Source organism: Macellibacteroides sp., assembly GCF_050251695.1.
GTDB lineage: Bacteria > Bacteroidota > Bacteroidia > Bacteroidales > Tannerellaceae > Macellibacteroides > Macellibacteroides fermentans.
Window position 1 is genome coordinate 1 of the sequence record NZ_JBFWMI010000098.1, and the last position, 11,614, is coordinate 11,614.

10 protein-coding genes are annotated in these 11,614 nt (G+C 43.9%); 7 read left to right on the forward strand and 3 right to left on the reverse strand.

Translation table 11 applies throughout. The features are described from left to right. The first annotated feature begins 278 nt into the window (after positions 1–278). Positions 279–2,435: a TonB-dependent receptor plug domain-containing protein gene (locus tag AB7E53_RS12425; protein WP_446775978.1), complete on the forward strand. Its 2,157-nt coding sequence runs from the start codon at positions 279–281 to the stop codon at positions 2,433–2,435. A 43-nt stretch (positions 2,436–2,478) separates the two neighbouring features. Here the strand turns inward: AB7E53_RS12425 and AB7E53_RS12430 are convergent, their stop codons facing one another. Then, positions 2,479–3,147: a bifunctional 4-hydroxy-2-oxoglutarate aldolase/2-dehydro-3-deoxy-phosphogluconate aldolase gene (locus AB7E53_RS12430; protein ID WP_446775980.1), complete on the reverse strand. Its 669-nt coding sequence runs from the start codon at positions 3,145–3,147 to the stop codon at positions 2,479–2,481. A gap of 51 nt (positions 3,148–3,198) precedes the next feature. Beyond that, entirely contained in the window at positions 3,199–4,242 is a 1,044-nt protein-coding gene (locus AB7E53_RS12435; protein ID WP_179400117.1) for a sugar kinase, read from the reverse strand. 218 nt (positions 4,243–4,460) lie between these two features. Here AB7E53_RS12435 and AB7E53_RS12440 point away from each other — a divergent pair, with 218 nt between their 5' ends. From AB7E53_RS12440 to AB7E53_RS12460, 5 genes are all read left to right on the forward strand, one after another. Beyond that, positions 4,461–5,336: an AraC family transcriptional regulator gene (locus AB7E53_RS12440; protein WP_068182021.1), complete on the forward strand. Its 876-nt coding sequence runs from the start codon at positions 4,461–4,463 to the stop codon at positions 5,334–5,336. A gap of 110 nt (positions 5,337–5,446) precedes the next feature. Next, positions 5,447–5,809: a BlaI/MecI/CopY family transcriptional regulator gene (locus AB7E53_RS12445; RefSeq protein WP_068182024.1), complete on the forward strand. Its 363-nt coding sequence runs from the start codon at positions 5,447–5,449 to the stop codon at positions 5,807–5,809. A 19-nt stretch (positions 5,810–5,828) separates the two neighbouring features. Beyond that, the gene (locus AB7E53_RS12450) at positions 5,829–7,211 is read left to right on the forward strand and encodes a TonB family protein (protein ID WP_446775982.1); all 1,383 of its coding nucleotides are present in this window, start codon (positions 5,829–5,831) and stop codon (positions 7,209–7,211) included. A gap of 107 nt (positions 7,212–7,318) precedes the next feature. Beyond that, positions 7,319–7,990 (forward strand): DUF2461 domain-containing protein, encoded by a 672-nt coding sequence (locus tag AB7E53_RS12455; protein WP_350456317.1) that lies wholly within the window; start codon positions 7,319–7,321, stop codon positions 7,988–7,990. 226 nt (positions 7,991–8,216) lie between these two features. Then, positions 8,217–8,627 carry a DUF3836 domain-containing protein gene (locus AB7E53_RS12460; RefSeq protein ID WP_079684028.1) on the forward strand — a complete coding sequence of 137 codons (411 nt, stop codon included), beginning with the start codon at positions 8,217–8,219 and terminating at the stop codon, positions 8,625–8,627. Between the two features lie 88 nt (positions 8,628–8,715). Here the strand turns inward: AB7E53_RS12460 and AB7E53_RS12465 are convergent, their stop codons facing one another. Continuing rightward, complete coding sequence (locus tag AB7E53_RS12465) at positions 8,716–10,077, reverse strand: TrpB-like pyridoxal phosphate-dependent enzyme (protein WP_068182032.1); 1,362 nt, start codon at positions 10,075–10,077, stop codon at positions 8,716–8,718. Between the two features lie 160 nt (positions 10,078–10,237). On the opposite strand from AB7E53_RS12465, the gene AB7E53_RS12470 reads away from it, so the two are divergent. Further along, positions 10,238–11,476 (forward strand): hypothetical protein, encoded by a 1,239-nt coding sequence (locus tag AB7E53_RS12470; RefSeq protein WP_446775984.1) that lies wholly within the window; start codon positions 10,238–10,240, stop codon positions 11,474–11,476. Positions 11,477–11,614: the final 138 nt, after the last annotated feature.

Here is an 11,614-nt window from a genome sequence, read left to right on the forward strand (position 1 = left end):
CCGGAAAGAGTCTAAACTCTTTTACCACTGGCAGTGGGGAGTAACTCCAACAGCTAACAAGAAATGGTAATCTTATCAGACTGAATAAGAAGAGCCGTGTGATGGGAGACTGTCACGCACGGTTCTGTGAGAGGCTTGAGCTGAAATGCTCAGGCCTACTCGACTGGTTTCGCTACAAACTCCGTACGGAGGATGTTTCAGGAGGGTGAATTAATTTTTTAAAAAGTTTGCATGTTAATTTATTAATTCTGATATTTAACGCACAAACTTTGATTCCGATGAAAATACCTGCTTATAATCTCGTGTGTGTGTTGTTGCTAAGTTTTATGTCTGTCTTCTCCGGATGGAGACATGCAACTTTGATCCGTATGAAGAAATATTATTGTCTCTGTATTGCGTTACTGGCTCCCCTGATGGGGTTTGCCGTGGTGAATGCCGACTATCCCGAATTGCAGGCCGAAAAGGTTTTTCTCAATGTGGAACATTCAAAGTTGTGGCCGGGAGATACACTGGCTGTCTCGGGAGGGCTCACAGATGCGTTCTTACTGGACTCTACCCATTACAGCAGGTATGTGTACCTCGAACTTGTGGGAGCCAATGATTCTGTTTTTGTAAGACATAAGATACGGGCGGAAAACGGATTGTTCTGCGACCGTATCCCCATCGATAAATTTATTGTTTCGGGCGATTATTACCTGAGGGGCTATACCCGTTTTATGGCCAATTACAAGGTTACCTCTTTTCCGATGGTGCCGGTGGAAATAGGGAATGCCCAAACCCGGACCGATTCTTTACCTCTTGCCGACAGCCGCCTCTCTTTTTACCCGGAAGGCGGACATCTGGTATCCGGAAAGTTACAGAATATGGTGTTCCGGATTACCGATCCGAAGGGAGCTCCCCTCGAAAAAAAGGGTGTTTTGGTAAGTGCTTCAGGGGATACCATTTTAAGCGGAATCAGCAGCGACCGTAACGGATACGGTTGTATAAGCTTTGTTCCTTCAGAGGGGAAAGAGTACCTGCTTTCGGTGAAAGGAGAGGATAAAGAGGAGCTGTTCAAGGTTCCGTTGTGTAATGGTAATCCCGTACTACAGGTTAACCTGAACCGGCATCAGTTGCGGTATACGGTTCAAGCGCCGGCAAAGCTGATAGAATCCTATCAACTGGTACTGATGTTCAGAGGGCAGGTTTGCCTGCAAAAAAAGATTTCGGGCGATGCGCTTTCGGGCATAATTGATGTGTCTGCATACGAGCAGGGACTTTTTGCTTTTGCTCTTATCGATGATGCCGGTAACGTGGTTTCGGAACGTGTTATATTCAATCATGCAGGAGCCAGACCGGCCTTGCCCGACCATTCACCGCTTGCCGCAGCCCAGCTGTTGGTTACAACCGATTTAAAGTATCCGCTTATTGATGCAGCATCTTGTTTTGAGAATCTGGATGCCGATGCGGTCTCCCAACTGGACAGAATGCTGATAGCCAATACCTGGGGGCGGTTTGACTGGGCGGATCTGTTGCAGCAACGGTTCGATTATCGTTACATGCCTGAACAACTGCTCACTTTCCAGGGGAAGGTATTTACCGAGTTTAACAATAAACAGAAAGAGGGATCGGTTATTGCATTCAATCAGTTGAACGGATTTACCTACGATGCCGAAATTAAGGATGGTACATTTGAGGTGGCGGTGGATGATTATGGCGTTGGCACCACATTTTTCATTCAGGCATACAATGCCAAGGGTAAGAGTCCGGCTCTGAAGGTGGAAGCCGACGAGTTTGAATTTCCGGTGGTCTATCCGCATGTGTTCGTATTTGCCGGTACCGATTTCACCGGAACAAGCTATGCGGTGGAGTCGGCCGCAACCTACAACAAGAAGCAGCGAATAGAATCGAGATATGATGAAGATCAGAATAAAGTATACCAGATTCCGGAGATTACCCTCTCGGCACGCAAAAAGATCAAGCATGTAGAATCGAAGCCTTTTTACGGAGTGAATGTGATTACCCGTGAAATTATTGATACTCAGAATTACACATCCGATATTTTTTCATTGCTGGACAGAATGATTGGGTTTAAGGTTACGAAAATTTATAAGGAAGATGGAACAGATACGTGGAGATACGGACTGATTTCCACCCGGGGGAAATCTACGTTTGAGGTAAAGAGTGATGCGGATTTTTACGATAACCTTAGACCCGGCGAACTGGTTGTGTTGGTGGATGGGGTGCGTACAAGTGTGGATTATGTGATACGGACGATGGACCCTAAACAGGTGGAATCTATTGAAAGACTTACTCCGGGCCAGACGCTCAAGTATGTGGCCAATGCCTTGGATGGGGCGCTGCTGATAAAGACCCGTGTATATCAGGAAGCCGAGTTTAAATCGAAAGGGGTGAAGCTGGAACCGCTTGGGTTAAGCAGGGGGTGTAGCTTATAGTGGATAAATAACAAGGGCAGTTCCAATGAACTGCCCTTGTTGTTTAGCGTACACTGGCTATGATATCCAATGCTTCGCGGCAATTGGCCGTGATGGTCTCCCATGATTTGGAGGCGATAACATCCGCCGGAAACAGGTTGGAACCCATACCGACGCAGGTTGCCCCTGCCTTCATCCACCCCGAAAGGTTTTCTTTGGTGGGTTCTACTCCTCCGGTAACCATCAGCAAAGACCAGGGCATAGGAGCTTTTACATTCTTTACAAACGAGGGTCCCCCCACGTTGCCTGCGGGGAATACCTTGCAAATGTCGCATCCTGCCTCCTGGGCAAAGCCGATCTCCGAAACCGATCCGCATCCCGGAGTGTAAGGTACCAGTCGGCGGTTGCATACTTTGGCGATTTCGGGATTAAACAGAGGGCCGACAACAAAATTGGCTCCCAGCTGAATGTAAAGTGCGGCGGTTGCCGGATCAACAATAGATCCTACACCTACAATCATTTCCGGACATTCCTTTTGTGCAAATTTTACCAGTTCGCCAAATACCTCGTGGGCAAAGTCGCCCCGGTTGGTAAATTCGAACGCCCTTACGCCACCTTTGTAACAGGCTCTGAGCACCTCTTTGGCTACTTCAATGTCTTTATGATAAAATACAGGAACCATCCCTGTCTCGGTCATGGCTGTTATAACCTGTACTTTCGAAAATTTTGCCATATTATAATGTATACGTTTGTTGTATCTTGACTCTTTATGCGTATCGGGTGGTTAACGTGAAACGCGTCCCGAACCATCACCCTTCATCAGGTTTTCCACCTCTTCAACGGTAACCTGGTTGAAGTCTCCGTAAATGGTATGTTTCAGACAGGAGGCGGCTACGGCAAAATGAAGCGCCTTCCGGCTGTCTTCCGGATAGGAGATCAGTCCGTAGATAAGACCACCCATGAATGAGTCGCCGCCACCTACACGGTCCACGATATGTGTTATATTATAGGTAGGAGCCGTAAACAGTTCTTTGCCGTCGTACAGTACGCCGCTCCATGTATTGTGATTGGCATTGATAGATCCGCGCAGGGTGATGATCACCTTTTTGGCACGTGGGAAACGGGCCTGTAATTGTCGGCATACCGATTCAAATTCGGCCGCATCCACTTCTCCTTCCGTTTGGCTTGCATCAAACCCTTCGGGCTTGATCCCGAATACCTTTTCGGCATCCTCTTCGTTACCCAGCAGCACGTCGCAACCCTCTACCAGCTGAGGCATTACTTCCGAAGCCGTTTTTCCATATTTCCACAGGTTTTTACGGTAGTTAAGATCGCACGATACGGTAACTCCCATCTCGTTGGCTGTGCGGATAGCCTCCAGGCAGGCATCTGCTGCTCCTTGCGACAAAGCCGGAGTGATTCCTGTCCAGTGAAACCAGCCTGCATCTTTCAGTACCTCTTTCCAGTTGATCATACCCGGCTTTATATCTGCGATGGATGAGTGTGCCCGGTCGTATACCACCTTGCTGGCTCTGGCAACTGCTCCGGTTTCGAGGAAGTAGATGCCCAGTCGTTCGCCACCGTACACAATGGAAGAGGTGTCCACCCCGTATTTGCGTAAGTCCATAACACAGGCACGGGCAATATCGTTTTGGGGAAGGCGACTCACAAAAGAGGCCTCTATTCCATAATTTGCCAATGATACGGCAACGTTTGCTTCGCCGCCGCCAAATGTTGCTGTTAGCTGATTGCTCTGATTAAAGCGAAGGTAATCGGGGGTTGCCAAACGCAACATTATCTCACCGAATGTTACAACTTTCTTTTTCATAATATGCTGATTTTTATCTTAATTCCTACTGATGCAAATGTAAAGCAATTAAATAGAGCGCTACTTTGTTATTATGGCTATTTACTGTATTATATTATCTTTATTTTCTATGTTATTTGGCAGAATACTGTATATTATGCCGGTTTTTATGCACGAAGATTAAAAAAATAGTGCATCTTTGCCTTTCAGAAAGTACCACCTAAATACAGCTGAATGATATGAAACCTGCATTGAGACGTGTAACACGGAACCCGGAGTTTTCTTTTAACGTTAGAAAAGATACCGGACCTAATTCACAGTATAATCTTTGGCACCATCATCCCGAGATTGAGTTCTTGCTGATTCGCGGAGGGAAAGGCATCGAAATTGTGGGGGATAATACCCGGGATATAACCGAGGGATGCCACATGATTATCACCGGACCCTATCTTCCTCATGCCATCTCTTACGAAAGAGCGGATGCCGGAAAGGAAGTTGAGGCGATTGTGGTTCATTTTTCGCCCGACGTGCTTGGTAATACATTTTTGGCATTACCCGAGATGTCTCCAATCAAAGAGCTTTTTTCGCTTACCACCTATGGTTTGTCTGTGAAAGGAAATACCCTTGCCTCCATGGAGCAGGAGATGTATGCTTTGTTTGAAGCCGATTATGCCGACCGGTTGCTTATCTTATTGCGTATTCTGCAGCGTATTGCCCGTGAGAAAGAATACGACCTGATTGCCAGCAAAGGTTTTACAAACAACTTTTCTTTCAATGACAATTCCCGTATCAACAAGATCTATAATTTTACCTTCAATAATTTTCAACGGGATATTTCCATATCGGATGTTGCCGACCAGTTGAATCTTTCCAAAGAATCTTTCTGCCGTTACTTCAAACAAAAAACGGGCAAGACCTATGTGCAGTTTCTAATGGAGGTACGTATCGGCTATGCATGTAAATTGCTGATGGAAAACGAAATGAATGTGGCGGAAGTATGCTATGCCTGCGGGTATAATAATGCCTCAAACTTTCACCATCAGTTTAAGGAGTTTAAAGGTAAGACCCCGTTGCAGTATCAGAAGGACTATTTGCAGGCCGCTATGGTTAAATAAACCTCTTTTATCTTTATAATAAAAGTATTTAACACTATTTAATTGTCTTTCTTGTTGTTTATTACGAAATACTCGTAGATTTGCGAAGTAATCGTAATAAACAAGGAGATATGGAAAAACTGACTGCACAGGAAGAGGAGGCAATGCTTGTACTTTGGCAAGCTGCCCCATGTTTTGTAAAGGATATCTTAGCTAAATATGACGACCCGAAACCGCCGTATACTACACTGGCATCGGTTGTGAAGAATCTGGAACGTAAGAAGTATGTAAAGGCTAAAAGGTATGGCAATACCTATGAATACACTCCGCTTGTAAGCGAAGCCGAATATAAGCGTATGTTTATGAAAGGGGTGGTTCATAATTATTTTGAAAACTCGTACAAGGAGTTGGTCTCCTTTTTTGCCAAAGAGCAAAAGCTTTCGGCCGATGATCTGAAAGAGATTATCGATATGATTGAAAAAGGGAAAGAGTAACCATCTAATACATACAGCTATGAGTCCCGATATGATTTATTTTATGAAGGTGAATGCCGCCATTTTGTTTTTCTACGCTTTTTATAGGTTATTCTTTTACAATGATACTTTTTTCAGACTGCGTAGAACGACTTTGATAGGGCTGTTGTTGGTGGCTGTTGTCTATCCTTTGCCCGACTTTAGCGGCTGGATGAAGGAGATTAATACGGTAACGGAAGCAGCTACGGTTTATTCGGCCATGCTTCCGGAGGTGATTGTAAGTGCCGGTAAAACAACGGCAGCTACTCCCGACGGCTGGTTGTTACAGTCGGCTTTTCTCCTTTACCTGGCGGGAGTGGCAGTGCTTGGAATACGATTTGCAGTACAACTGGGAAGCATCCTGGTATTGTCTGTGCAATGTAAGACAGCCCGTATCAACGGTGTGTATGTTCATTTACTGAACCATCCGGCCGGACCATTCTCTTTCTTTCATCTGATTTTTATTCACCTGCCTTCTCATACGGAGCAGGAGGTGGATGAGATACTTACGCACGAAATGACACATGTAAGGCAATGGCATTCATTGGACGTAATTCTGAGTGAACTGTTGTGTACGTTGTTCTGGGTGAATCCGTTTGTCTGGCTTCTGAAAAGAGAGGTACGTCAGAACCTGGAATACCTGGCAGATCAGACAGTTTTATTAAGCGGTCACGACCGTAAAAGCTACCAGTTCCACCTGTTGGGACTGGCTAATCAAAAGGCTGCAGCAAATTTATATAACAGTTTTAATGTATTACCCCTAAAAAACAGAATTCGTATGATGAATAAAAAACGTTCACATCAAATCGGAAGAACCAAGTATCTTCTGTTTGCACCTTTGGCTGCTCTATTATTGATGGTAAATAATCTGGAAACGGTTGCACGTGTTACTACGCTTCCATCTGATATCCAACCAACCGATTCGGTGATGCCTGAGGTGGTTGTAGTGGCTTATACTCCCGCAGATGCACAACCGGCAGTTCCGGCTAATGATAATCAGAAAAAAACAGCACAAAAGAATGAGCCTAAAAAAATGAAAGATACTCCTCCCAGAGATTATAATGGAGAGAAGGTATATACTGAAGTTGATCAGTTGCCCTCTTTTCCGGGAGGAGACGCTGCCCTGTTGCAATTTCTTCAAAGAAGTATCAAGTATCCCGAAGAATCGCAAAGAGCGGGGAATCAGGGACGAGTTATAGCTTCGTTTACCGTTGATAAAGAAGGTAATATAGCACAACTTGAAGTGGTTCGCGGTATTGAACCGCTGTTGGATGCCGAGGCTTTACGGGTACTCTCCCTGATGCCGAAATGGACTCCCGGAGTTCATAAAGGTAAAGTTGTAAATGTGAGATATACGGTTCCAATTACTTTCCGCCTGCAATAGATCATATAAGTATTTTTGTTAAACAGGTATGACACAAGTATGCTGCGCAGAGCAGATACTTGTGTCATTTTTATGTTTATCTTTGATGAAATTAATACATAGTATATATGGTACCTGAAATGCTTTCTTTTTTAAAAGAATTACAAAAAAACAACAACCGCGCATGGTTTCAGGAAAATAAGGGACGCTATGATGTGTTACGTCAGTTATTTGCCGATGATGTGCAGAGTCTTATCAACCGCATCGCCCTTTTTGATCCGGAGGTTGCCGGCCTGGAAGCGAAAGATTGTTTATTCCGTATCTATAGGGACATCCGTTTCTCTCCCAATAAGCTTCCCTATAAGAATCACTTTGCTGCATACATTGCCCGGGGTGGAAGATCCAGCGAAAGGGGAGGTTATTACATACATATTGAACCCGGTAATTGCATGTTGTCGGGAGGTATCTGGTGTCCGCAACCTAAATTGTTGAAATTACTTCGTCAGGATATATACGATCATATGGACGAATTTGTGGCAATTCTGGAAGATCCATCCTTTAAAGCCTCTTTTCCTGCACTGGAAGGTGACGTACTGAAGCGGATGCCTGCCGGATTTCCTTCGGATATACCCTTTGGTGACATTTTGAAACATAAAGATTTCTGCGTGGCAAGTGTTAAACCCGATTCATTCTTCACCGAAAGTACCTGGCTGGAGGCTTCTGTTAGCGAATTTCAGAAGCTATTGCCTTTAAATCGCTTTTTGAATTATACGATAGATGAGTATTATGGAAAATTGTAAGTTTATAAATCTTCGTTTTTACAGGGATAATAAGCCTAAATTGTAAAATATAAGAATTATAGCTTTCAAATCGTAAGTTAAGTGTTAAAATCAAGATCTCTGATTCCTTAAAATATGTTAAATAGTAAAATTTAACTAACAAAATGTCTACTTTGTTTGTGTAAATCAACTTTTGTACGGATATTTGCATATCATTTTGTTAGTAATCTTATTAATGATAAATTTTATGAAAACAACGATTTTGAGAAAAAGCATCTTTGCTTTGGTAATTATGTTTGCTTGTGGTTTGTTTGCTTCGGCAGCTTCTCCTCGTAACTATTTGTATGATACGAAAGAGGTGGACGGCAAGATTGTCTCAAAAGTAGTATTCCTTAATGAGGAAGGCTTGCTCAATAAAGAGGTAAAGTATGAATTCTCTTATAATGAGACAGGCAAGGTTTCTGAAAAGAAGGCCTATAGATGGAATAAAGCCACGGGGGAGTGGGATCCCTATTATTTGATTTCATATCAGTATAATCAGGAAACCGGAGAAATCAGTTCTGATTACGGAATGTGGGACAAAAAGAAAAAGGACTTTAGTTTTAATAAGCAACAGTTGGTTAGCCCGGCATCTGCTTATGATTCAATATTCTCTTAATGTTTACTTACACACACACACAACGCACAAAAAAAGCTTTAAGGATTTTCCTTAAAGCTTTTTTTATGAAACAGAGAACCGCTCTGGCTTAGATCAGGTGCTCCAATTCGTTCAGGTTTTTGCCAATCTCATCGTCAGACAGCTCATGGTTGCTCAGGTCGCCCGATAAATACTGGTCGTACGCAGCCATATCAATTAATCCATGTCCGGATAGATTGAACAAGATCGTTTTCTGCTTTCCTTCTTCTTTACATACAAGCGCTTCGTTAATAGCTGCAGCAATGGCATGAGAAGATTCCGGTGCAGGAATAATCCCTTCCGTTTTAGCAAATAAAAGAGCTGCATTAAATGTGTCAAGCTGTTTGATATCTACAGCCTCCATCAGGTTGTCTTTTTTAAGCTGACTTACAATTGATCCGGCGCCATGGTAACGAAGTCCACCGGCATGAATGTTGGCAGGAGCAAAGTTGTGCCCCAATGTGTACATTGGAATAAGTGGTGTATAACCTGCCTCGTCTCCAAAGTCGTATTGAAACTGCCCGCGTGTTAGCTTCGGACAGGAAGCGGGCTCTGCCGCGATAATCCGGATGTCTTTCCCTTCGTTCAGCTTATGACGCAGGAATGGGAAGGAGATGCCCGAAAAATTTGAACCGCCGCCGAAACATCCGATTACAATATCCGGATATTCGCCTGCCATTTCCATCTGTTTTTCGGCTTCAAGTCCGATTACAGTCTGGTGCAGCATAACGTGATTCAAAACACTACCAAGGGTATATTTGCAGTTGGGGGTCTGCATGGCCAGCTCTACTGCTTCTGAAATGGCGGTTCCCAGACTGCCCTGATAGTTGGGGTGTTTGGTTATGATATCACGTCCGGCACGTGTACTCATACTGGGTGAGGCGATAACCTCGGCACCGTAAGATTGCATAATGGAGCGACGGTAGGGTTTTTGGTGATAGCTTACCTTTACCATATATACTGCCAATTCCAGGCCGAAGGCCTTGGCTGCAAAAGATAAGGCCGCCCCCCACTGTCCGGCTCCGGTCTCGGTGGTGATATTGGTCACTCCCTGCTTTTTGCAGAAATAGGCCTGAGCAATGGCCGAATTAAGTTTGTGTGAGCCAACCGGACTTACACTCTCGTTCTTGAAATAAATATGGGCGGGTGTGTCCAGCGCTTTTTCAAGGCCATAGGCACGTACCAACGGGGTGGGGCGCCATATTTTGTACATGTCTCGTACCTCCTCGGGTATTTCAATCCATGCATCAGTCTGATTCATTTCCTGTCTGGCAAGCTCTTCCGCGAAAAGAGGATACAGATCCTCGGCGTGAAGGGGTTCTTTCGTTTTCGGATTTAAGATAGGAAGAGGTTTATTCTTCATATCAGCGGCAATGTTATACCAGGCGGTTGGTATATCTTTTTCCTGTAATAAAAATTTTTTTGTACTCATTTTCCAATATATGATTTACTTTGTTAACTATTTTGACTTGTTTACTTACAAGGTGGAAGCAAAGTAACAAATAATATTTCGTTAATCAAATCAGATAGGAAAAAATATATATCTTTGCACCCCGATTCAGGTAGTGAAACCAAGTTTTCCCCATATATAAATGAAACGATTTTTTCTTCTTATTACGGCTACATTTGTGTTTGTATCCGTAAGCGCCCAGGTGAAGGATTTTAGCTATAAATTCTATGGTCGCGTTCGTACTGATGTGTTTTATAATAGCAGACATAATGTAGAATCGGTGGAAGGTGCATTTTTTATGTACCCGAAGGATATTCAGCTTGATCCCAATGGCGAAGACTTAAACGCCGTTTCGAATTCGGGTGATTTTATTTTTTGTACGCGTTTAGGGTTGGATATTACCGGACCCATGTTGTTTAACGCCAAGACCACTGCCAAGATTGAAACGGACTTTGGTGGTTTCTCTACTTCCGTTCTGGGTAACTTTACCACGCTGCGTATAAGACATGCTTATGTGAATCTGGATTGGGGGCGCTCTTCTCTGTTGGTGGGACAGACCTGGCATCCTTTGTTCGGTGAGGTTTTGCCATCTATTGTGAATCTGAACACCGGATGTCCGTTCCAGCCCTTTAGCCGTAGTCCGCAGTTGCAGTATAATTATAAATTCAGCCGATTCAATATAAAGGCAGCCGCTGTCTTCCAGAATCAATACAGATCGTCCGGACCTTTGGGATCTAAGATGTTGGAATACTCCAGAGATGCTGTGGTGCCGGAAATGTTTGCCGGAATAGATTATCGGAAAGAGGGATTTATAGTGGGTGTGGGTGCAGATGTGCTTACCCTTACTCCGCGTACCCAATCGACCAAAGGGGAGCTGACTTATAAAGTTTCTGAACGGAATGTTTCTGCGTCTCTTCTGGCTTTTGCGAGCTATAGCAGCGAATGGTGGAAGCTGAATGCGAAGACTATCTACGGACAGAACAACGTGCATACTTTGTCGTTGGGAGGATACGGGGTTACTTCCATCGATCCGGTGACCGGAGCATACGATTATGTGAATTTTAATCATAGTACCAGCTGGGTGAATGTGGTATATGGTAAGAAGTGGCAGGTGGGCTTGTTCGGTGGGTTTACTAAAAACCTGGGCACCAATAAGCCATTGGTTTCAAGTTCGATGACCTATGGTATGGGTATGGATATCGACAAATTATATAATATGAGTGTGCAGACCGATTATAATATAAAGAATTTTACGATTGGGGTCGAATATTCCTATTCGGTTGCCGATTACGGAACGATTCAGACTGCTACAGGTAAGGTGACCAATACGCATGCTGCCGATAATCATCGTATAGCTGCATTGTGCAACTATTCCTTTTAAAGAGATGAATTAACACTAGTGTCCACTTAAAATCATTAACATTGAATATATACATTTGAAAACATGGAGTTTACGAGCAAAATATAATGTCCACGATTTGAATGGCTAACTTTGCATCCAATCACCAAAAACGGATAC